The organism is Paenibacillus sp. 1182, assembly GCF_017833915.1.
In the GTDB taxonomy this organism is placed as follows: Bacteria; Bacillota; Bacilli; order Paenibacillales; family Paenibacillaceae; genus Paenibacillus; species Paenibacillus polymyxa_D.
Genome location: NZ_JAFICR010000007.1, coordinates 181,144 through 203,045 on the forward strand (window position 1 = coordinate 181,144; position 21,902 = coordinate 203,045).

Annotated in this window: 21 protein-coding genes; 4 read left to right on the forward strand and 17 right to left on the reverse strand. The window is 48.4% G+C overall.

What is annotated here, in order from left to right; all coding sequences use genetic code 11:
* Positions 1-32: 32 nt before the first annotated feature.
* Positions 33-272, reverse strand: a complete 240-nt coding sequence (locus JOD82_RS15920; RefSeq protein ID WP_029516234.1) for a hypothetical protein — start codon at positions 270-272, stop codon at positions 33-35.
* Positions 273-484: 212 nt separating this feature from the next.
* On the opposite strand from JOD82_RS15920, the gene ku reads away from it, so the two are divergent.
* Positions 485-1,399 carry a non-homologous end joining protein Ku gene (gene ku, locus JOD82_RS15925; RefSeq protein ID WP_069011104.1) on the forward strand — a complete coding sequence of 305 codons (915 nt, stop codon included), beginning with the start codon at positions 485-487 and terminating at the stop codon, positions 1,397-1,399.
* A gap of 22 nt (positions 1,400-1,421) precedes the next feature.
* Here ku and JOD82_RS15930 read toward each other — a convergent pair whose 3' ends face one another.
* The 8 genes from JOD82_RS15930 to JOD82_RS15965 form a co-directional block, all read right to left on the reverse strand.
* Positions 1,422-3,281 carry an ABC transporter ATP-binding protein gene (locus JOD82_RS15930; RefSeq protein ID WP_069011103.1) on the reverse strand — a complete coding sequence of 620 codons (1,860 nt, stop codon included), beginning with the start codon at positions 3,279-3,281 and terminating at the stop codon, positions 1,422-1,424.
* A gap of 142 nt (positions 3,282-3,423) precedes the next feature.
* On the reverse strand, positions 3,424-4,917 hold the full coding sequence (locus JOD82_RS15935) for a nucleotidyltransferase domain-containing protein (protein ID WP_165144699.1): 1,494 nt from the start codon (positions 4,915-4,917) through the stop codon (positions 3,424-3,426).
* Between the two features lie 28 nt (positions 4,918-4,945).
* The gene (locus JOD82_RS15940) at positions 4,946-5,431 is read right to left on the reverse strand and encodes a lasso peptide biosynthesis B2 protein (RefSeq protein ID WP_165144696.1); all 486 of its coding nucleotides are present in this window, start codon (positions 5,429-5,431) and stop codon (positions 4,946-4,948) included.
* Position 5,432: 1 nt separating this feature from the next.
* Positions 5,433-5,735, reverse strand: coding sequence for a lasso peptide biosynthesis PqqD family chaperone (locus JOD82_RS15945; protein WP_029516229.1), 303 nt, complete (start codon positions 5,733-5,735; stop codon positions 5,433-5,435).
* Positions 5,722-6,765: a phosphoenolpyruvate carboxykinase (ATP) gene (locus tag JOD82_RS15950; RefSeq protein ID WP_069011101.1), complete on the reverse strand. Its 1,044-nt coding sequence runs from the start codon at positions 6,763-6,765 to the stop codon at positions 5,722-5,724. Before JOD82_RS15950 ends, JOD82_RS15945 begins: the two co-directional genes overlap by 14 nt.
* 199 nt (positions 6,766-6,964) lie before the next feature.
* A complete protein-coding gene (locus JOD82_RS15955; RefSeq protein ID WP_134902123.1) occupies positions 6,965-7,093 on the reverse strand; it encodes a paeninodin family lasso peptide in 129 nt (42 codons plus the stop codon).
* 52 nt (positions 7,094-7,145) lie between these two features.
* A complete protein-coding gene (locus JOD82_RS15960) occupies positions 7,146-9,071 on the reverse strand; it encodes an asparagine synthase-related protein (RefSeq protein WP_029516227.1) in 1,926 nt (641 codons plus the stop codon).
* Positions 9,068-10,336 carry a sulfotransferase family protein gene (locus JOD82_RS15965; protein ID WP_029516226.1) on the reverse strand — a complete coding sequence of 423 codons (1,269 nt, stop codon included), beginning with the start codon at positions 10,334-10,336 and terminating at the stop codon, positions 9,068-9,070. The genes JOD82_RS15960 and JOD82_RS15965 overlap by 4 nt, the downstream gene beginning before the upstream one ends.
* 213 nt (positions 10,337-10,549) lie before the next feature.
* On the opposite strand from JOD82_RS15965, the gene ligD reads away from it, so the two are divergent.
* Positions 10,550-11,452: a non-homologous end-joining DNA ligase gene (gene ligD / locus JOD82_RS15970; protein WP_209949653.1), complete on the forward strand. Its 903-nt coding sequence runs from the start codon at positions 10,550-10,552 to the stop codon at positions 11,450-11,452.
* 69 nt (positions 11,453-11,521) lie between these two features.
* Here ligD and JOD82_RS15975 read toward each other — a convergent pair whose 3' ends face one another.
* Together JOD82_RS15975 and cls are read right to left on the reverse strand one after the other, a co-directional pair.
* The gene (locus tag JOD82_RS15975; RefSeq protein WP_029516224.1) at positions 11,522-12,466 is read right to left on the reverse strand and encodes a YitT family protein; all 945 of its coding nucleotides are present in this window, start codon (positions 12,464-12,466) and stop codon (positions 11,522-11,524) included.
* A 192-nt stretch (positions 12,467-12,658) separates the two neighbouring features.
* Positions 12,659-14,089, reverse strand: coding sequence for a cardiolipin synthase (cls, locus tag JOD82_RS15980; protein WP_069011100.1), 1,431 nt, complete (start codon positions 14,087-14,089; stop codon positions 12,659-12,661).
* A 146-nt stretch (positions 14,090-14,235) separates the two neighbouring features.
* Here cls and JOD82_RS15985 point away from each other — a divergent pair, with 146 nt between their 5' ends.
* A complete protein-coding gene (locus JOD82_RS15985; protein WP_209949654.1) occupies positions 14,236-15,267 on the forward strand; it encodes a M23 family metallopeptidase in 1,032 nt (343 codons plus the stop codon).
* 45 nt (positions 15,268-15,312) lie between these two features.
* On the forward strand, positions 15,313-15,774 hold the full coding sequence (locus JOD82_RS15990) for a bactofilin family protein (protein WP_209949655.1): 462 nt from the start codon (positions 15,313-15,315) through the stop codon (positions 15,772-15,774).
* Between the two features lie 39 nt (positions 15,775-15,813).
* Here JOD82_RS15990 and JOD82_RS15995 read toward each other — a convergent pair whose 3' ends face one another.
* The 6 genes from JOD82_RS15995 to JOD82_RS16020 all read right to left on the reverse strand — a co-directional run bounded on the left by JOD82_RS15995 (position 15,814) and on the right by JOD82_RS16020 (position 21,898).
* Complete coding sequence (locus tag JOD82_RS15995; RefSeq protein ID WP_029516220.1) at positions 15,814-16,899, reverse strand: AI-2E family transporter; 1,086 nt, start codon at positions 16,897-16,899, stop codon at positions 15,814-15,816.
* A 239-nt stretch (positions 16,900-17,138) separates the two neighbouring features.
* On the reverse strand, positions 17,139-17,921 hold the full coding sequence (locus JOD82_RS16000; RefSeq protein ID WP_029516219.1) for an ABC transporter permease: 783 nt from the start codon (positions 17,919-17,921) through the stop codon (positions 17,139-17,141).
* Entirely contained in the window at positions 17,914-18,834 is a 921-nt protein-coding gene (locus JOD82_RS16005; RefSeq protein WP_029516218.1) for an ABC transporter ATP-binding protein, read from the reverse strand. The genes JOD82_RS16000 and JOD82_RS16005 overlap by 8 nt, the downstream gene beginning before the upstream one ends.
* A gap of 108 nt (positions 18,835-18,942) precedes the next feature.
* Entirely contained in the window at positions 18,943-19,434 is a 492-nt protein-coding gene (locus JOD82_RS16010; RefSeq protein ID WP_029516217.1) for a hypothetical protein, read from the reverse strand.
* 131 nt (positions 19,435-19,565) lie between these two features.
* Complete coding sequence (locus tag JOD82_RS16015) at positions 19,566-20,543, reverse strand: LCP family glycopolymer transferase (RefSeq protein WP_209949656.1); 978 nt, start codon at positions 20,541-20,543, stop codon at positions 19,566-19,568.
* A gap of 14 nt (positions 20,544-20,557) precedes the next feature.
* On the reverse strand, positions 20,558-21,898 hold the full coding sequence (locus JOD82_RS16020; RefSeq protein WP_165144669.1) for a UDP-glucose dehydrogenase family protein: 1,341 nt from the start codon (positions 21,896-21,898) through the stop codon (positions 20,558-20,560).
* Between the last annotated feature and the right edge of the window lie 4 nt (positions 21,899-21,902).

Below are 21,902 nucleotides of genomic sequence, written 5' to 3' on the forward strand. Positions count from 1 at the left end.
TGTTGGTGCATTAATTTAGAAATGTAGGTCACCTAGTCTTCATCTATAAGTCGTTCAACGTCCAATGAAGGAAAGCTATGGGAAGGCGAGGTTGAAACTACAGCCTCTAAATCCACATGAGCCACAGCAACGGGAAAAGGCGGCTGAGTTCCATGTGAAAGGGCAAACTCGGGCGGCAATGCATCTTGTTCGCCTGCGGCGGGACCCCGAAAGGCGATATGGCTTTGACCCACACGATGACTGATCTGCCGAGGATAGGATTTTCCGGACATAAATTGTGTACCCCCTTTGAATCGGATATGCCTTACTATGTACCAAAATTGCTGTAACCATGCGCAATCGGCAGCAATTTGCAGTCTTCATCTACACCTCATACAATCACTTATACGAAGCATACTAAGTGAAAATCATATATGCTCATATCCCGGGGTGCCCGGAATCGAAGGATGCAAAATGCGGATTAAAGAAAAGGAGGACTGGCGGTATGCATACGGTCTGGAAAGGCGCGATCAGCTTCGGGCTGGTTCATGTGCCCGTTAAAATGTTTTCAGCTACGGAGGATAAGGACATTTCCATGCGTTACATTCACAAGGAGTGTGGAAGCCCACTTAGCTATGTACGAAAGTGTCCCGTTTGTGACAAGGAGGTTGAGTGGGAGGAAATTGGAAAAGGTTACGAGTATGAAAAAGGAAAATTTGTCATGTTCGACAAGGAGGAACTGGAGCAAGTTAGCGGACAAGCGGATAAAAATATCGTGATTTTGGATTTTGTTGATTTGCAGGAAATTGATCCGATTTACTTTCAGAAAACGTATTATTTGTCCCCGGATCAGGCCGGCTCCAATGCGTATAAGCTGCTCATGAATGCAATGAAGGATACCGGGAAAATCGGGATTGCCCAAATCTCCATCCGCTCTAAAAGCAGCTTGGCGGCGATTCGGGTGTTGGATGAATGTTTGGCGGTGGAGACGATGTTTTACCCGGACGAAATCCGCCCCATTGCTCAAGTTCCCAACTTACCCGGACAGGAAGAGGTTAAAGAGAAGGAGCTGACCATGGCCAAAATGCTGATTGAGCAGCTATCTACACCTTTTGATGCAGCCAAGTATACGGATCAGTACCGCGAGCGTCTGCTGGATCTCATTCAGCATAAAGTTGCTGGTGAAGAGGTGCGAATCGCCCCAACACAGCCTCAGACCAATGTAGTAGATTTAATGGCCGCCCTTCAGGCCAGCATCGAGGCAGTGCAACCTGTCGTTACCGATCCCGGCCCTGCTGCGAAAAAACGCCCTGCGCGTAAACCAGCAGCCCCAACAGCACAGCAGGCGGTGGCAGGCGACAACCTCACTCCGACTCCAGTCAAAAAGAAAAGAAGCACTGCCAAACGTAAAGAAACTTAAGCTGAGTTACAGAAAGGTCTGGTTAAGGGGTGGCGGTGACACTGCTTTGATACGATAGTAGCTGACTGAACGCCCCCCGCTCCTCTTGTTCCAGTTGGCGGTAGTTCCCCTGCTGTATGACCTCGCCTTGATCCAGTACGACAATTTGATCCGCATGTCTGATGGTTGACAGACGGTGAGCGATGACGATCAGCGTCATTTGACCTTTCATCCGTTCCAGTGCTGCCTGAATTGCGGCTTCATGTTCACCATCCAGCGCACTTGTCGCTTCATCTAGTATAAGTATCGGAGGATGATGCAAGATAGCCCGTGCTAATACTAGCCGTTGACGTTCTCCTCCAGACAGACGAATCCCGCGATCTCCAATGATCGTGTCCAGCCCTTCGGGCAGTCTGGATACAAAGTTGTCTGCTGCTGCAAAATGTAACGCCTCCCATAGCTGCTGCTCACTAGCATCCTTATCCGCTAGCATCAAATTTTCGCGGACAGTCGCATGAAATAAAAATGGATCTTGTGACACGTAGCCAAACGACTGCCGCCACTGGGGCAATAATTCGTCGCCCAGAACAAGCCCGTCTATTATAATCTGCCCCCCAGTTGGACGTAAAAAACCCATCAGGACATCGACCATTGTACTTTTACCTGCTCCTGATTTCCCTACAATGGCTGTCATTTCCCGGGCGGGTATGAACAAATTAATATGACGCAGTGCAGGCTCTGCTGCACCCTCGTAGCGATAATCCAGATGGCTGCATTCAATCCCATGACGAAGGGACAGGGGTTGCCGTTCAGATGCAGATGATAGATTGACTACCGATGGATCAGATGGAACGCGAGTCTCAGAGGATGCAAGTGCAATCAATGACGGATCTGTGAAAGCTTCGCACTCTTGTTGCACCTTGGTGACACTTTCAAAAGCGGAGATCATAGACATGATGTATTCCAGACTCGCTTGAATAAGAGCAAATCGAGGCCATAAGCGGGAAAATATAAGAATCAGCACAATCAGTTTTTCAGGTGTAACATGCAGCCACTGCAGCGATATAAATATGACACAAGCGACAAAAACAGCTGCCATTGCACGATGAAAAAACTGTGTGGTCGCATTTTGCCGGACAAATTGAGTCGTATTATCCTCCATGCGTTGCGTCAGGGAGCGAAACCAATGGATATTCGCCGCTTCCAACAGATTGCTTTTTATATCTTTCATACCGTTCATGTGATCCGTAATTCCAGCAAAATAAACCTGTGACAGTTCAGTCGTACGATCACCTAATTGTTTGGCATTTCGAATGGAGCGGCGAAACACAACAAACAGCCCCAATCCACTCAGAAATACCAGTCCGGTTAAAGAGGGGGATAACCAAAAAGCCAGCGCAATCTGGATCAGCGTAAACATGACGGCTGTAGTCAGTTGAAGAAGCAAATTTGTTCCCTGACTGACACGCGCCAGCTCGGTCGTCATCACATGGCTAAAATCAGATTTACGCTGACGCAAATAAAAGGCCCACTGCGCCTTCATAAAGGAAGTGTACACGTCTATTCGAAGAGAACGCATAAAACGCTGCTGAATCCGCGAATTCAGGATGGATTGGTAACGCTGAAGCAAAGCCTGCCCTGTAAGCAGCACTACAAAAACCATCAACATCCCCGGCAATAGCCAGCTTTTAGGAACGAACGGCAAAAAATGATCCAATCCATCAGACAGAAATGGCATCCCTGAATGACCGACAAATACGCCGATGGCCGCCAGCATAGGAACAAGCATATAAATGCCAAAACCCTCCAGTAGACTGACAATGATCATACACCCAATATTGAGAAATAACGCACCGCCGTTCACGCTATACAGCTTTGTCATATATAATCGCAGGTGAACCATAATGCACACTCCTTATTCAGGACTTTGCAAAATTCGATCCCAATCGCTCCAAAGTGCAATATATAGACGAACTAGACCATTTCGATCTATATATTGTTCATTAAAAGCCGCTTATTGGATTTTCACAAAATCCTCTATCGAGTCAGTGCTTTGAAAATCGCCGCTTCAGCCAGAGAAATGGACGTAAAGGGATATACAAAAAATGCAGCTGACGAGGCAATGGAAAAACGCTCGAATCGCCCGTAGAAGGAAACAAACGGCTGATGAGATACCATAGTCTGTGTCTTGGCTCTTTTAAGGAAAGCAAGTAAGTGCGGCTGACCGGCTGATAGACAGCCCTGTTTTTGGTCATGACTTGGCTGGAGGCAGCAGCTGGAGTCATCGGGGCACAACTGGTAGCGGTGCTCATCGGGCTATGATCGTCGTTACTGGCATCTTCCGTGATGCTAGTAACGCCACGGGTGGCAAGCATGGCTGCTTCGCCAGAGGTACTGCATACTGAAGGACCGCCACCTGGAGGGGCGGCCTCCGCTTGCTCCGCCAAGGCTCTGCTGTGCAGCAGCTCTGATGGAGCAAGCCTACCTGTACCCGACCCGTGGGTGATCGGGTACAGTGCGGGTACGCTGGCCTGCATGAAGGCCAGCGCGCTCAGCGCGAGCCTATGCGCCTGCCGGGTAGCCGATACCGGACGCATCGGCTCCGGTATCGGCGTACCCAACAGCGCAGCGGCGAGTGCCCAAGCCTGCCCGCCAGCAGGCAGGCCCCCGTAGCGGCGCATCATCGGCAGTAGCGCCTCCCAATCGACAGCACATATCGCAAGCCTGTCGATGTCAACCAGCCAGCGCAGCCTGAACCAACCGTGACGCGCACCATGCGCACTCAAGTACAGAAATTGATGCTCGCTGCCAAGCGTATACATACAGGACGTCATCACAGTCCTGTTGTCGGCAGATCCCAACGGTACCTGCCGAATGGCTCCTGCAGCTTTGCCCTTTTTCCGGCAGTTCCACAGCTCGTTAAAAGAGGGTTCCCCACCCCCATCCGGGTGAAGCCGCCAATGCAACTCTATCTCTACCCGTTTTTGCGGATGTAAATAGGATGCATGATGGTCCTTCCATTTCCAACTGCCAAGGACACGCACTTCTCCGCTCTTGGACGAATATCCAGCTTCCTGCATCCAATGCTCAGCCTCATCCATATCGTCAGGGGCAATGAGTAAGTCTATGTCCTTGGAAGTACGCAGAGAAACATCCCCGTATAATTGCTGCGCCAGAGCAGGCCCCTTCAACATAAGCACACGAATTCCATGAGCTATGAGCAGCCTGGTCAGACGCTCGGCTTCTGCTTGAAGATGGAGCATGCGAAGCGTGTTTCGATGATATTGCGCCTGAAGGTTTCGCAACAATTCTGCGGGAATGAATGGATGATTCAATGTTTTTAGCTGGAGATACACCGTAGGTACCACTCGATGGTGCTCGGTCAGACGTAAAAAGCGGACCCAATCCATCTCACGCAGCTGGGTAGCAGCAGTCGTATCCTGCCAATGAATAACGTCCTTCCCCAATAGAGAGAGTAACAACGTTAATTCTTGATCCTCATTCCAATTCGCAAGTTCCAAAACAGACTTGGTGGGCATGCATTCTTCTCCTTCGTGTCTCATCGCATTAAAGTAAAGAACTACTTTTATCTTCCATATTCTTATTTGTATCCATCACAGCACGTCTTCCGAATATCCCCACCACCGTAAATGCTTCCATCTCCCGTTTCCCCGTAACATAAATCGGTCCGCTACGTACCCATGCATGTGCAGCCAAGCGTCCAGCGGCATTTTTGGCTGTACCCAGATACAGCGTGCAGTCCAGTTTCCTGCGCCCCAGCAACGTCATCGCCGCAGCGGCTTGTACAAGACAACTACTACGCCAAGGAGTATAACGGCTTGCCAGCTCTACAGCGTGTGAAATCTGCTGAATGGACTTCTCTTGCCCAACGTCACACTGCCATGGGGTTTCTTCCATACGTATGCCCCAAGCCCTTGAGTAATCCCAAAAAGAACGACGCTGGCGCAGCCTCGCCCATCCCAGCTCCAGCCAGGCTTCCGGCAACAATCTTCTGACTTCTGGAGACAGGAGAAGAAGCCGTTGTATCCGCATGTTATACCGGCTCCCGTAGAAGCTTTAACAGTCCTTCCCGCTCCAACTCAGCCACAAAGGTATGTACCTGCTGTCTGCACTGTTCCTCGTCCACCTCATATTCGTTCGTCAGGACAGTTACGATATCGCCAAGTGAAGGACCGGATTCTGCCAGTTCCCAGATTCGTCCTCCTGTGTAGCCTAAATTGTAATATTTACCAGTGTTAATGCTCATCATCACTTTTTCTCCGTCCATATCACTGACGTAGACCTCTTCATTGTAAATGACGCGATAATGATCCTTAGCTGGATTAGTGGCTGCCATAACTCTTTTCCTCCTTACGAATGAGTTCAAGTACCCGTTGTACAACCTCGGACGCAGTAAAGACGGAACTATCCCTCAGCAAGCGCCAGCCCTCCACTTTCCGAGCCATCCTAGCCGCTGTATCAAACGACCATTCACTCAAACCCATTCGCGGAATAATCACCCTGCGATATGTATGTTGTAGTAATGTATGCAAGCACTCCAGAACGTTCAAGGGCTGTTCCGTAACCGACACTAGCTCCCCTTCGCGCATCAACGCACGGGTTGGAGAATCTGCCACCAGCTCGAATACGCCCCCTAAGGGCAGCGGATCGTTATAAAAATCATCTACAGCGGGTACGGCATATTTATTCAGCTCACCTGCAAGCGTACGCAGATCTGTGTATTGTGGCATTACAGAATTGTCGTCAGTTAGGGACTGTATGTGCTTTCTTTTGCGTACATGCTTGTTCTCCCGTAAAGCCTCCAGTTGGAGCAAGCTTTCAAGCCCCAGCTTTTGCTGCGGATAAGCTGGATACACAATGGCAGAGGAACCCGTAGCTTTTACAGCAATCACGTCATCACTAACCATCTGATAACCTGCCTGCCTAAAAACAGCAGCCAATGTCGATTTCCCCGTACCCGATTCACCCACAAATGCGTAGGCCCTCCCCCCGATGACGACCGCACTTCCGTGAATAGGTAATATTCGTCTTTGCATCAGCAGAACACCCATGCATGTACCCAGCACAAACAGCCGCACGGTGTCAGGATCAGCCCCAGAGAATATACTTACCTCGATCTCCTTGCCTTCCCTGACGGCATAAATGGCCGTGCCCGGTATTCGGAACATAAATCGCTCATCCAGCATCACAAAATTGGCCTGCTCCAGCTGACCACTCCATGCAGTCAAATCAGCCTGTCGAATGACTACATCCTCTACCACTCCTGGTGCTGCCAGCATCAGCTCAGGCAGATTCAGCTCACTCGCAATCCTGAGTCCAAAGGCCGTATATTTCGTCCAACTGACATTTGCACTCCTGTCATGCACGTAGGACTCACTCCTCTGTCTTTAAAAATCCCGTCTTTATTTCTTGGGCAACACCTCTAACCCGAAAGAAATAAAGACGGCTGTATATTGAATACGAGTCCAATGGATCATGCTATTTTCGTTCATTCAATCGTTATCGGCCCAGTTGTCTGGCTTCCAGTCCAACATTGGCTGCATGTATAACATGTATAACCATCTATTAGCTTGGATTATAGATATCGGCATCGTGGTCGGACACCCAATCAATCTGTCTCCAGCCTTTACCCGCCATGGTCTGGCTAATATCCAGCACCTCTATCGTCGGTTCCTGCCATTCTTTTTTACTCATTTCATCACCTCCCCTCCAACGAATGGCGAACTGTCTGACCGAACAGATTCGATCAGTTGAATCTACAGAGAAAACGGTACACAATCAGGCTATGCATGAGTAGTCTTATATTCGGATCAGACGCCTGCTCAGGGCCGGGGTGGTGAAGTTTTGCCATAGCCGTCTTAATAAACTCAATATTGAGATATTCGGCGGCTCGTAAATCATGACACATCAGTTGAAGCTCCCCCATAAACGTATCCCAACAAGGAAGCATACGATGTAGCCAATCTGCAGGCTGCACGCCGCGTACCCGCTGGTTCAACCGAACATCATCAGGTAGATGATCACGCATGGCCGTACGAATGAGGGCACGGTCCCGACCGTTTTGTACATACTGCTCAAAAGGCACCGATAAGCAAAAGCGAATTACCCGGCTGTCCCCGGTCGGATCACGTTCCCATAGGCCGTAACGTAGTGAAAGTTTGGTCGCGACCACACCATTTTTGTTGGCAATCGCCAAATTTGAGAACTTCTCTTTTCTCGTCTGATCGGCATTTTTCATCCAACCTGTTCCGCTCAATACAGGAATATCTTCTACATTCATCCGTTGGGCAAACTCTGGGTGAATCAGTGAAGGAACGGGACTGCGATGGCCACGCCGCAGCCATAAACGAGGTTCAAGTGAAGTCGCTTTCTTCAACATCACGGGGAGTAGATGAGACATACGCCTGCCCGTAAGCTTGCTGTACCGCCTCAATCCCTGAAAGGATTGCAACCAGTGCAAATGACGAAACTGACGGGCATAATAGTCCAGTGCAGGGCCCCACGATACGGAAAAATTGCCTCGTGCCCCGGTCAACAGTACACCGACATTGTGTTCCTGCGCTTTTTCATAAAAACCTCTGATCCAGAAGGAGTTTTCAAAATATTTGTAGGGAGCCTCCATCAAATCCAGCCAAATATCAATTTCTGAAAACGGACTTTTTCCCTCAAAATCCATATAGTTCTCGTGAATGTTGCCCACATAGCGAGCCGTAGAATGAATGTAGCTTCGTTCGTTCGCCAGCAATGTAGGCGGTGTCCAGTCTGTAAAATCTTGAACAGGCACATAGCTGTAGGCATGTAGCGGCTTTTGTTGCAAGTGCAGCGCTGGCGCGGCAAAGCTGGCAACCGCTCCGGAATCCAGCCCTCCGCTCAAGGCAGCCCCTACAGCGCGATGCGTCCGTAATCGGGCAGTGACCGCCTGTGTGAACACCTCGTGGAAAGCTTCTATGTACTCACCTCCTGTTTTGAGCCGCAGTGGCTCTACCTCATCCAGGCATGCATATTTATGAAGGGTTCGCTTCCCCTCCTCCATAGTGAACCAATGTGCAGGAGGAAGCTGGTTGATATGCTTGTAGGCGGTCGTCCCGATATCGACGGATTCCTGCATGGTGCGGATGGACAAAAATTCGGCCAGCCACGGTTCATGCAGTTCTTTTCGCAGAGAGGACAGGGCCAAAAGCGGAGCGACTACCGTGCTAAACGCGAATCCTCGGTCATGTTGGTAGATGTACAGCGTACGATGGCCTGTCATATCTCGAGCACCATATAATCGATATTCCTTGGCATCCCAAATGACAAAGGCAAAATCACCTATCAGATAACTGGCTGCCTCCACTCCCCATTTGTCATATGCCAGCAAAATCAGCTCGCTGTCCGTGATATCTTGCCGCCGTTCCTGCTCAACTCCCAGCCGTTCAAACAGCTCGGAACGATTGTCAATAATCGCATCCGCCGTGATTGCCAAATCTCTTAGCTCATCATAAAAGGGAAGACGCTCATGAACAGATTCCGGGGTCACATACTGGGCATGACAACCCAAAAAAATAGAGCCTTCACACCAAGCGCATACGCGGTCAGCGGGATATTTCCGCAGGGCCTGCATCATTTTCCCGCCTTCTTCGGTGCATACAGACTCATGCCCAAAGCTATAGATTCCGGCAATCGCACTCACGTTCTTCCCCCTTTTTCTTTTCCTATACTTGATAATGCTACAGACGCCAAGTACCTGAGTTTACGGGCCAAGAGGCTGCGAGATCGGAGACCTTGATGTGGGCGTTGATAGCTTTGAAGCTGAGCGATAAGACGGTTCCGCTCCTCATAGCTATGTGCCAACCTGTTTTCCAGTGATTGGATCCGTCGATCGTTCACGCTCTGGTCCACATGCATCCATGTCGGATCTTGGGGTGGAGTATGATGGATTGCATTTGTCATGAGTTCTCTGTTATCTGTATCCTGTTCTTCCAGCATCCGATAAGCTGCCTTCCATTCAAAGCCGCTTTGCTGGAGGAATTGTTGTGTACGTCGACTCAGCAGCTCCATATCTGGCTCATCTTCAAAGCGAACTCCAGTCATCTGTTCAGCCTGCTCCAGCGCTTCCGCGTAACCAAGTTGCTTAAACATGCGGGACCCAATGCTTCTGCAATACAGCTCAATTTCCCTTTTACTCAACACATGTTGCCAGCTATGTACCGAATCCTGATGCGCCTGTTCATGCTCTCCTACGAATGGATCGCCCGCTCCCATACTATAAAAAAGACTGGATTTGGGCGTATCCGCGAAATCTCCGTACTTTTCCATCCCCGCTTCATAATGGATTCCCAAAAAACTGCACAGTTTCTCGATCTCCATCGTTGGATTGGATACGAGCTGTTCATATCTAAGCGGGTATGCAAGTGGATGAGGTGTAGCAAAATAATGAGTATAACGGAACAAACCAACCGTAATATCCGTCATTTTCATATTAAAATGCGGACTCCCCAGTTCCTCCAGTAGTTGAAAACGTCCGTTCCGTAGCTGATTGACCTTTTTGAATGAGGCCACAATGGCCAAAGGGTTTCGGATAAGCCACAACCTGCGGGCAGCAGGGAATAAACGGTCTATAAATTCCAGCACCGTATAGTAACGCGGGGATTTGTCGATAAGCATATCTGCTGTTGTACCTTGAAGCAAACCATTATATATTTCAAGTGCATACGAACGGGAGGCCTGCTCCAATACGTCGGAGGGGACCATACCTTTAAAAAATTGCCGGAGTATCCCTGTTCCTCCATATGGGCGTGTATGTGACTGCGGAAGATCATATAAACTGAGCAGAAACCACATTTCCTGCGTGGCAAACAGGCGGGAATGGTTTTGCAAAATGGCGGTAAGCAACGAGCTTCCACTCCGAGGGACACTTAACAGGAATACCAGCCCTCCGCCTTGCTTTTCAATCAAGCAAACTCCTCCTCTACCTCTGCTCAAGACACTTTAATAGATACATATCGTATTTTTATTATGAATTTATGATACATAATGTATCTTGTCAATCCTTTTGATGGATAAATTCAGCACTTCACGTTCATGTTAAACCCTATGTAGATCTAAAAGCTTAACAATCAGCCTGTAAATAAAGATTTTGCTGCATATTAGCCAAAGGAGGATAGCACAATGGGACAAGCTGTTAAAGGTACTATTACCATTGAAGGTCAGGAAATTCCTATCACCAACCCGGATAAACCGCTGTGGCCTGAAGCAGGCGTGACTAAGGCGCTGTATCTTCGCAAGCTCGCGGTACTGGCTCCCTTCCTGCTCAAATATTGTCATCATCGTCTGCTGACCGTCATCCGCTGGCCACATGGGATTCACGGTGATTTTTTTTATCAGAAAAATGCCCCACGTCCTCGGCCGGACTATATTGAAACCGCCCTGCATGATGGCATTGAATATATCGTGCTCGGCAAATTGCCACAACTCCTCTGGCTTGGTAATCAAGCTGCGTTGGAATTCCACCCCTCTCTGCACGAAGCGGGAAACAAGCTGCCCTGTGAATGGATGATTGACCTTGATCCATCCAGAGAGGTGGAGCCACGTATTATGGAGGCAGCCTCTATTGTCGGTGAAGTACTGGCTTCGCTTGGTTTGAACTCCGTCCCCAAAACATCCGGGGCCACAGGTGTACAAATTATCGTTCCGATCCGTACAGGCATAACCTTCGACGAACTTCGCAGCATCGGGCTATTAGTCGGACAGTTTGTGACAGAAAAGCACCCGCATCTGTTCACACTCGAAAGGTTAAAGAAGGATCGTGGAACAGCCATCTATTTTGATTATTTGCAGCATTATCAGGGGAAAACTCTGGCCGCTCCTTATACCCCGCGGGCACGCCCCGGCGCTACGGTCTCCACCCCGCTAACATGGGAAGAGGTACGGCAAGATGTATCACCACTTGACTACCATTTGCTGAATATTGAGGAACGACTAAATCAGGTAGGCGACTTGATCGACAAGGTTCCTCCCCAACCTGTAGAAGATGTCCTCAAGCATATGCGCACCAAGGCACACCGAACCTGATCCATGCTTGGAAGAACAAAAAAGGGGACGAACCCCGCAGCCATTAGGCTGAGGAATTGTCCCCTTGCGCTAGTGTATTCCTTTTTTCTTAAAGCGTCCGCCCTTCACATCGTGAATGTTACCGATCGCAACGAAAGCGTGCGGGTCCCAATCTTCAACGATGCTCTTCAGCTTCGCTTCCTCCAGTCGGGTGATGACGACGAAAATCACTTTCTTGCTTTCGCCTGTAAAGCCACCTTCACCTTCCAGATAAGTTACGCCCCGTCCAAGACGATCCGTCAGGGCATCCCCGATATCACGGTATTTGTCACTAATAATCCAGACCGATTTGGACTGATCCAGACCTTCAATCGTAATATCAATCATTTTCATGGCGATATAATAAGCAATCATGGAATACAGGGCATTTGGCCAACCGAACACAAAACCTGCACTTCCCAGAATGAATATGTTAACGAACAGTACGATCTCACCGACCGAAAAAGGAGTCTTTTCACTGACGAGAATAGCTACGATCTCTGTTCCATCCAGCGAACCGCCGGACCGAATCACAAGACCCACCCCAACACCGAGAATGACGCCCCCAAAAATAGCGCCGAGCAGCGGTTCACCAGGAGTCAACGCACTTACATTGTGAAGTAACGCGGTTCCAATGGACATAACGACGATACCGAATAATGTGGATAAAGCGAAGGTTTTACCAATTTGTTTGTAGCCGATAAGTAAAAATGGAAGGTTCAACAGGGTCAGGAAAATACCGAGCGGATAGCCAGTAATCTTGGAGGCCATAATGGAAATACCTGTAACGCCTCCGTCAATAACGCCGTTAGGAACCAGAAATATTTCCAATCCCACTGCCATCAGAGCTGCACCAACTACAATCATGGCTGCACGCTGAAACAGGCGTTTTACTTTGTTCTTCGGATTAGCTGGAATTTTGCTGATCTTGGTCAACTCTCCGGTCACATCTGTAATCTCAGATAAACTTTGGACTTCCTTGCTCACTACACTCATATATAAATCCCCCCGTTACAGTATGATATATTGGACAAAAAAGGGGCTGCTATCCGCAGTCCCCTATTCTTTACCGCGCTATTTATATAAATAGTATATCACAAAACTGTGATTTCGCGCAAAAAAGTTAGCAAAGAGCACATAAATCACAATAAAGCGGGATTATAGCGATAAAAACGGCGAAAATCGCCTTTATAGGAGTGGAGAGAGCATGCGAGTTAGAATTTCAGCTGTTTTCTGAGATCTAGGCCGTCTGCGGAACACGTTTAAATCTATGCGTGAGGAGTTGGAAATGTCCTCTACAAAATCTGCCGAAAGCCGTTCCAACGCTGAATTAGCAAAAACGACAGCGGTCAACTCAAAATTATAGAAAAAGCTGCGCATGTCCATATTGGCAGTCCCGACCGAGCCGAGTAAATCATCGACAATCACCACTTTGGCATGAATAAATCCTTTTCGATATTGGTAGAACTCCACCCCTGCCTCCAGCAGTTCCTGTACATAGGACAGAGACGCCAAATGAACTAACTTCGAATCGGACTGATAGGGAATAATAATTTTCACATCTACGCCACTGACTGCCGCCAGCTTGAGCGCCTCATAAATGCCCGGATCGGGAATAAAATACGGCGTCGTAATCCAAATCCGCTTTTTGGCAACTGTGAGCGCCCCAAAGCACATTTCCTGAATCGTATCCCATACCTGATCGGGACCGCTGCTCAAAATCTGTACTTCCTCATCCCCGGTACAGGTATGTGGAGGAAATAAATTCACATCCATCAGTCTCTCCCCTGAGGCCAGCTTCCAGTCACTAAGAAACGCATTTTGTAGAAAATAGACGCTATCTCCTTCAATCTGCAAATGCGTATCCCTCCAAAATCCTACTTTGGGGTATTTTCCGAGATAATCGTCGCCTACATTAATCCCTCCTACAAATCCAACCATGCCATCTACCACCACGATTTTCCTGTGATTGCGATAGTTAATCCGGCGGTCCAGTGTGGCGAAAAACGGAGGTAGAAAATAATGAAATTCCACTCCCGCCTCACTACAGGTGCGAATAAAGGAATAGGGTAAATTGTAGCTCCCCACACCGTCTACAACGAATCGTACTTTTACTCCCTCACGTGCCTTGCGGATCATGACCTCTTGAAACTTTCTTCCGATTTCGTCGGCCCGAAATATGTAAAACTCCACATGGATATGATGTTGCGCATGTTCCATCGCTGCCAGCATGGCCTCGAAGGCTTCTTCACCGTTCGTCAGCACACGTGTGCGGTTACATCCAGTCAACGGGTTTTCCGACATACGAATTAACTGGTTAAACAGGCGCTCCTGATGTTTGAAATGAGGATTATGCATTTGCTCCACATGTTCAATGACCTTGGATTGCGCCCATAGACGCTCGCGGAATTCACGAAACAGCTGCGATCCCCCTTTTCGAACCACTTTACGCTTCTGATAATCCTGTGCAACAAAGTAGTACACGACAAAGCCAATGAGCGGGAAGCAAAACAAAATAAAAAGCCAGGCTACCGCTTTGGACGGCTTGCGAAATTCAAAGAGCAGGATCGTCCCGGTCTGAAAAATAAAAACAATTAAAACCAACAGCAACCACAGCATGTCTAAGCCTCCTTATATATCTCAGGATTTTGCAAAATCCTCATCTACGTTTTATACTAAGCTCCAATTTTTTTGACATGTTTGCCTCTTAAGCTGAATAGATAGTAACCAAGCACTATAGGAGCGATGTCCGGAAAGGAGCGATTATGAAAAAAGGAAGCCTAAATCGCCGGATGACCCTGCTTGTTATTCGGGATGCACAGCAACCGCCCAAGCAGCTACAATGCTCTACAGCCGCTGTCATTCTCGTCCCGACTCTTGTGATCGCGTCTATCTCTACGCTCGTGATCGGGCTGCAAATCCGTTCTTCCCATATTATTTCCCAAATGGAAACGAATCTTGCTGTCCAGAGTTTGCAGATGGAGGTCACGGTAGCGGACAAGGACGCAGCCATTGGGCGACTACGGCAGGAAGTCATGGAGCTGACAAATCAAGCCACCCATATTCGTGAACGCCTTCAGCGCGTAACGGAGCTGGAACAACAAATGCAGCAATTCATTCGTAAACACGGAAACTCATCTGCCACAAGTAACCATAAAAAGACCATGACTCCGCTCTCCTGGGATGCTTCCGACCATATTGGGGGTGAGCTGATCGCAGTACATGAAAATACTGCCTTCCTAACTCGCCAGGCAATGGATGATTTTCAGGAGATCGAATCTCTGTTGGACACGGTGGAGCGTACGGTTCCCCGCTCTATTCAGCAAGCAAATGCCGTCCAGCAAAATCTGGAGCGCAAACAAGCCGCACAGTTACTCCAGACTCGTAGGCTGGCTCTTGCCGAGCAAGGGAAGCCCTCCGTTTGGCCTGTAGGTTCACGGCGAATGACCTCCAGCTTTGGCTATCGCAGCGACCCTTTTACCGGCAGATCTGCCTTTCATTCAGGCGTGGACATTGCCGGACAAACCGGTGATCCTGTCTATGCAGCAGGAGCAGGCACCGTCTTGGAAGCTGCTTCTAGCGGCGCCCGCGGCAAGTGCATCATCATCCAGCATTCTGACGGACTCCAGAGCTGGTATATGCACCTGAGCGGCATGCAGGTGACCCCGGGGGATCGTGTCCACAAAGGACAGACCATCGGTCTGCTGGGGAGTACTGGGAGAAGCACAGGACCTCATCTTCATTTTCAGATCGTCAAGCATAACCAACCTGTCGATCCATTACTGTATGTACAATGAGGATTTTTCAAAATCTTTACAATAAAGGATTGGGGGAAAACCATCATGTTCAAGGAATCCAAAAAAAAGCTCTCCACCCCAGCTATAGATACACTGCTCGCTAATGGCACCAGCTTTGAAGGTACAGTTGAGGCAGAGGCCAATATTCGGATTGACGGTCATTTTCAGGGCGATATCCGCAGCACTCGTACTGTCGTCATTGGAGAATCTGCTGTTGTACGTTCGGACATCTTCGCACAAGACGTCATCCTTGCCGGTAAGGTGTTCGGCAGCATTACTACAGAAGGACGACTAACCATTACGCCGACAGGTGAGCTGTACGGAAATACCGCGACCGCTGCATTGGTCATCTCTGAAGGCGGTGTACTGGACGGCACAAGTCAAATGAACCGAACAAAGGATGTAGAGTTGTCAGCTTCTACGGATGAGCCAAACGACGAAACCCAATCTAGTTTCAGCAAAGACAGGGAGGACAGCCAAGCCACTCTGCAATCCGAAGCAGGGTAAAATCAGGATATACTCCTTTAAATCCAGTGCATTCTCCATTCATTCCATAATATCCTCCACTCTGCGTTCCAAAAATAATTGGTATACCTTGCGTATGACGATTTTTCCGCACATATACAATGGAATCACCAAAATGATGCCCAGAATCCCGAGCAGGTCACCACCAACTAACAGTAAAATAACGACAGTCAACGGATGAATATCCAGTTGCTTGCCAAAAACTATAGGTGACAGCCAATTATCCTGAATTTGCTGTGCAGCAATCACCACGACCAGCGACCAGAGCGCCATCGAAGGTGATTCGAGAAATCCAATAATAACCACGGGTATAGAAGCAGCCACTGCCCCCACATAGGGAATAAAATTAAGAAAAATCGAAATAACGGCGAGCAGCAAGGCATAAGGCAAACCAATAATTAAAAATCCAAGGAACATCATCACACCCAACGCGACATTGATCAGCACCCGACTTACGATAAAGCTGCTGAGTGCACTATCGATATCTTCCATAACCTCCAATGCGTCCTTGTGATATTTTTTAGGAAAGAAGTTTAGCATTTTAGGGCCAAACTTGCTCCCTTCCTTCAGCATGTAATAGAGCAATATGGGAAAGGTAGCCAATACGATAAAAAAGTAGGACACGAACGATACCAGCTTTACCGAATAATCAGATAGCGTCGAAAAAGCTTCGTTCAACGTATCTGACAGTTGTGACAGCGGGTCTTCACCCGGAGGCAGCACTTGTCTCAAGGATTGATTATGCCGCCATTGGCTCAATTGATCAACCAGACTTTTAATGAGCTTCGGCGCATTTTCAAATAAATTGGTTACTTGATCACGCAGTGTAGGCCACACACCCCATGAGAAAACAAACAATAACACTCCAATGACCAAATAAATCAGCAAGATGGAGATCGATCGTTTGATTTTTCTCCGTTCCATTACATCTACAATCGGCCTCAATAAATAATAGAGGAAAAAAGATAGCATTAACGGTACCACCAGCAAGCTGACCAAAGATACGAGAGGACTAAATATAAAGCTTACTTTGGTGCCCAAGTAAATGATGAGTAATAGCATGACGATACCTGTAGTTACACGAAAAAAACGATTATTTTGCAGCATACCATGCGGCCCCCTCTGTTCTGTTTCTCTCTACCTCTTTAAACGCAAAATGGCCCTATTGATTGATTCTTGCTGAAAATAGATTACAATATACCTCTGCACGCAGAATATGTAACAAAAATGACATAGATACTGGATAAACAGTGTTAAAGAGGATTTTGAAAAATCCTGAAATAACAAAAGGACGTCCAAATGCTGAGCATTTGAACGTCCTTTGTGTAACTCTAAGACACTGCGATTTAGGTTGAAACATCCCGTTTTACGAAAACCACCCAGGCAATGGCGATAAAAATTACATAATAAGCGGCCAGCACGGTGAGCGAAAAGGTTAGACTGGAACTTACCGTACCCGGCGGCATATCTAGATATTTTTTCAGATCCATATGCGTAAATAGTACATATTTGGTCCATTCAAAACGATCTGTGCTGAACAAGCCAATAGAGTTATAGATTGTTTTGGTGAACATCATGAACAGCGACAGCCCAATCGCCAAGGCACTGGAACGGAAAACAGCGGACAGCATAAAAGCAAAGGCCATCGTCACGAACAAGGCAATATAGCTATACAAGAAGTTCAACGTTACGTAAGATATCGGATCACTGAACAGCGGAACAGAACCCGCTGGTGCATCCTTGGATAACATCAGCCATGAGGACAGCGTAACCATCAAGATCAAAATGATCGTTCCGAGCAAACTGAACAAAATCACGGATATATACTTGGACAACAATATTTTGCTGCGAGTCCAAGGTCGGATGAGCAGCAGCTTAATCGTTCCCCAAGTAAATTCACCAGCCACCGAATCAGCAGCTACAATGACCGTAAACGTCGTATTGAGGAAAAACGTAAACAACGTCGTCAACGCAATCCCATCCCACACACTGACCTGATCGGAAACCAGGGAGATCAGCATCGGAATCGCAGCAGTGATGACCGCCAGCAATCCCAGCATAATCCATGTGCGCACACGCAGGTAAATTTTCAGATTTTCGTTATGTACCAGTTTGAAGAAATCACCCAATAAACCCGCCTCCCGTCACTTCCAAAAATTGATCTTCCAGCGTACGGGCAACCGGGCGAATCGCATATACTTTAATTCCGTTTGCAGCCAGCAGGCTGTTCATCTCTGCAATCTGTTCCCGCTCCAGGTGAAGCAGCAGTTGATTACCTTCAACGCGTCCTGCTCCAGCAAGCGCATAGGCTTGTTCGGCATCATTTACCTCAAAAGCAATTTCCGCCGTCTGCACTTCCTCCCCTGTGTTCTTCAGTTGCTTGATATCAACCAGCCGTCCGCTCTGAATAATGGCTACACGGTCGCACATCAGCTCCATCTCGGACAACAAATGACTTGATACGAATACGGTAATTCCCTCCGTACGGGTCAATTGACGCAAATAATCCCGCAGTTCACGAATACCCTGCGGGTCCAAACCATTGGTCGGCTCGTCCAGCACAAGCAGCTTCGGTCGATGCAAAATCGCCTGAGCTACTCCAAGTCGCTGTCGCATCCCGAGCGAATAGGTTTTTACTTTATCGTGAATCCGGTTTCCGAGTCCCACCAAACGAATCGCTTCATCCACGCGTTCTTGGGTCACCCCAGGAGACATTCGCGCAAAATGCTGCAAATTTTGATAGCCTGTCAAAAACTTGTACATCTCCGGGTTCTCAACAATCGCTCCGACATGGGAAACGGCCTTTTCAAAATCAGTATTAATGCTGTCTCCACAAATATGAATATCGCCCTTGCTGATCGAAATCAGGCCAACCATCATACGGATGGTTGTCGTTTTTCCCGCACCATTGGGTCCAAGGAAACCAAATACCTGCCCCGCCGGAACCTCCAGCGTCAGATCATCCACGATCGCTTTTGAGGAAATGATTTTACTCACACCCTCCATACGTATGACGGGAACCTGTCCTGTCGCTTGCTGCATGCTATGAAACTCCTTCCATCCGGAGTGAAGCTGTTATCCATTTACTGTACATTTCCGGTTTTGGAAGTATTGTACCATATTTAACCTTTTAGAAACACCTCGCAACCTCTATTCCTTGTCCTTGTATATCCAAAGCACCCGCCATTTCTCATCTTCCTGCGTCACATAACAAGGCTGTACGATATCAAAATTACCGAATCGGGTCTTGTAATGCTGAGTGACCGTAATACGGTAAACTTTCCCTAACTCTTCTCCATTCTGATCCGTACGAATGTCATATTCAGTCTGCGGCTCCCCCAGTTCAAACGTGAACGTATCCGTCCCCATATCCTGCATAAAAACGTGCGCACGCTGCTGTACATACGTAGATTTCTCGAATTTCTTTTTTATTTGCGAATGAAAAAGCTCCCATGAACCTCCGAAATTTCCCGATTGCTCCATCGTGTAGAACTCGTTCAGTGCTTCTACCGCTTGATCGCCCTCGCCTGTAGACATCACCCCACGCAGACCCAGCCACAGCAGCCATAACAATCCACCTATGATGGCAAAATATAATAGCTTACGAACGAACGCCGAAGCCGCTCTTCTTCTAAACAGCACACACTGCCCCTCCCTCTGTTGGACTATACCGAATTCTCTACAGATGTATGTGGGACAAGCCTTTTTTAGAAGACTTTAGAAGAAAATAACGGGTGACCTCCCAACAGGGCACCCGCCTACATAAGGCTTACCTAAGGCGATATGGTAGTGGTAAGCATATGCTTCTCCAGCACTCCATGGATACGCTGGCGTTCCTGTTCATCCACCATGTAATAATACACCCCGTTGATTTTACGCCCATGTCCCTTCAGTTCAACGGTATCCGTCTGCTTGAGGGACGGACCGATCCGGGTCAGGAAGGTGGTCATATCGTCAAAGGTAATGTCTGTGCGAATCTGCTCCCCCGCTGCCTCCAGTATCGGTTTTACCCTCAACAGCCCTTCCTTGCTGATGGACTGGGCAAGAATTTGCTTGAGTAGCTCCCGCTGGCGAGCATTTCTTCCGAGATCCCCACGTGGATCATCGAAACGCATACGGGCGTAGGCCAACGCCTCAGCCCCGCTCAAGTTCAAATTACCCTGTGCAAAATGATGACCCTCATATTGAAAATCAAGTGGATTATGAACCTCGACTCCCCCCACAAGGTCCACCATTTTCGCAAACCCTTCCATGTTCATCTGTACATAGTAATCTATCGGATAGTTCAAAAAATGTTCTACCGTACGGATCGACATATCCACGCCCCCAAAAGCAAAAGCGTGATTGATTTTGTCCTCACGCCCCCTACCGATCAACTCTGTTCGCGTATCACGCGGAATGTTGAACATCAACATAGAGCCTTCGGCAGGGTTAACAGACAAGACGATCATCGTATCCGATCGTCCTGGATCGTGAGACCGCCGATCTACGCCCAGCACCAGCACGGTGAACGGCTTGAACTGGGAGATGGCTGCCGGATTGGGTGTAATTGATCCAGAGTCTGTATCTACGGATCGCCCTGCTCCGCCCGTTGCAAGGGTAGAAACCGCCCCAGGCTGCACGATGCTGCGCGGATGATACATCGCATTCGCCGCTGTTTTAAAAGAATGATACACATAAGCGGTGTAGGCAGTAGCCCCTATGACCAATAACGCTGCAGCCCCCAATGTCATCTTCAGCCACCGTTTCATATGCAGCCTCCCCTTTACGGATTTACTACAGACTGATGACGATCTACATCCAGATTGTTCATCTGTGGCCTACCGACAGAATAGTATGCAAAGACGGATTGTCTGATTTGCTCCTCGCTATACACATTGCGTCCATCGATCATAATAGGATACTTCATAAGCTCATTCAGCTCACCCAGCCCGATTTCACCAAACTCCTCCCATTCCGTCAATAGACACAGTGCGTCGCATCCCTCTGCTGCTTCCCGTGCGCTATCTGCCCACGTTACTTCCGAGCTGTCCAGCAGTCTGCGGAAGTTAGCGGTAGCGATCGGGTCATATGCACGGATTTGCGCCCCTGCCTCCAGCAGCGACTGCATAATATCCAGCGCCGGGGCATCTCTTACGTCATCTGTATTCGGTTTAAAGGCCAGTCCCCATATACCAATCGTTGCTCCTTCCAGATCACCCAGCGCCTCTTTCAGCTTACGAATCACGTTAAAGCGTTGACCCTGATTCACTTCCACCACAGATTTCAGCAGCTTGAATTCATAGTCCACGTTGCCTGCAATTTGGATTAGAGCTTGTGTATCCTTTGGGAAACAGGAACCCCCATAGCCGATACCTGCAGACAAAAAGGAGGAGCCGATCCGCTGATCCAGCCCCATACCGTGTGCCACACGTGTAACGTCTGCGCCCACCTTTTCGCAAATATTTGCAATCTCATTAATAAACGAAATTTTGGTCGCCAAAAAAGCATTCGACGCATACTTGATCATCTCCGCCGAACGGATATCTGTGGTTACGATATTTGTCGTCAACGGCTCGTGCAGTGTAGTCAGCACAGCGGACACATGCGGATCGGAAGCTCCGATGATGATTCGATCTGGCTGTAGGGTGTCTATGACTGCTGAACCTTCGCGCAAAAATTCAGGAACCGAAGCCACACCAAAAGAATAGTTTGTGCGGCTCGCAATCCAATTTTGAATGCGTTCGTTCGTTCCGACAGGCACCGTGCTTTTGGTGACAATGACTTTGTAGCCATTCATGGCGTCTGCCACCTCGCAGGCTGCTTCTTCAATATAGGACAGGTTCGCTTCCCCGCCCGGCAGTGAAGGCGTGCCGACCGCCAAAATAACAATTTCAGCCGCCTCTACCGAAGCTGCCGTATCTGTTGTAAAGCTTAGTCGGCCTTGTTCTACATTATCTTTAATTAGAGCCTTTAATCCCGGTTCATAAATCGGCACCCCACCTGCACGCAGCTGAAGAATTTTGTCCTCATTCTGATCTACACAGACGACGGTATTCCCGAGTGCGGCAAAACAGACCCCCGACACCAGCCCCACATACCCCGCACCTATTACACATAGCTTCAAAGCA

What these genes read in the sequence shown, in the direction of transcription:
- ku (WP_069011104.1), top strand. Translation starts at nt 485, where the DNA reads ATGCATACGGTCTGGAAAGGCGCGATCAGCTTCGGGCTGGTTCATGTG.
- JOD82_RS15920 (WP_029516234.1), bottom strand. Translation starts at nt 272, where the DNA reads ATGTCCGGAAAATCCTATCCTCGGCAGATCAGTCATCGTGTGGGTCAA.
- JOD82_RS15975 (WP_029516224.1), bottom strand. Translation starts at nt 12,466, where the DNA reads ATGAGTGTAGTGAGCAAGGAAGTCCAAAGTTTATCTGAGATTACAGAT.
- JOD82_RS15985 (WP_209949654.1), top strand. Translation starts at nt 14,236, where the DNA reads ATGAAAAAAGGAAGCCTAAATCGCCGGATGACCCTGCTTGTTATTCGG.
- JOD82_RS15955 (WP_134902123.1), bottom strand. Translation starts at nt 7,093, where the DNA reads ATGAGTAAAAAAGAATGGCAGGAACCGACGATAGAGGTGCTGGATATT.
- JOD82_RS15990 (WP_209949655.1), top strand. Translation starts at nt 15,313, where the DNA reads ATGTTCAAGGAATCCAAAAAAAAGCTCTCCACCCCAGCTATAGATACA.
- JOD82_RS16005 (WP_029516218.1), bottom strand. Translation starts at nt 18,834, where the DNA reads ATGCAGCAAGCGACAGGACAGGTTCCCGTCATACGTATGGAGGGTGTG.
- JOD82_RS15935 (WP_165144699.1), bottom strand. Translation starts at nt 4,917, where the DNA reads ATGCCCACCAAGTCTGTTTTGGAACTTGCGAATTGGAATGAGGATCAA.
- cls (WP_069011100.1), bottom strand. Translation starts at nt 14,089, where the DNA reads ATGCTGTGGTTGCTGTTGGTTTTAATTGTTTTTATTTTTCAGACCGGG.
- JOD82_RS15945 (WP_029516229.1), bottom strand. Translation starts at nt 5,735, where the DNA reads ATGGCAGCCACTAATCCAGCTAAGGATCATTATCGCGTCATTTACAAT.
- JOD82_RS15995 (WP_029516220.1), bottom strand. Translation starts at nt 16,899, where the DNA reads ATGCTGCAAAATAATCGTTTTTTTCGTGTAACTACAGGTATCGTCATG.
- JOD82_RS15930 (WP_069011103.1), bottom strand. Translation starts at nt 3,281, where the DNA reads ATGGTTCACCTGCGATTATATATGACAAAGCTGTATAGCGTGAACGGC.
- JOD82_RS16015 (WP_209949656.1), bottom strand. Translation starts at nt 20,543, where the DNA reads ATGAAACGGTGGCTGAAGATGACATTGGGGGCTGCAGCGTTATTGGTC.
- JOD82_RS15940 (WP_165144696.1), bottom strand. Translation starts at nt 5,431, where the DNA reads ATGCGGATACAACGGCTTCTTCTCCTGTCTCCAGAAGTCAGAAGATTG.
- ligD (WP_209949653.1), top strand. Translation starts at nt 10,550, where the DNA reads ATGGGACAAGCTGTTAAAGGTACTATTACCATTGAAGGTCAGGAAATT.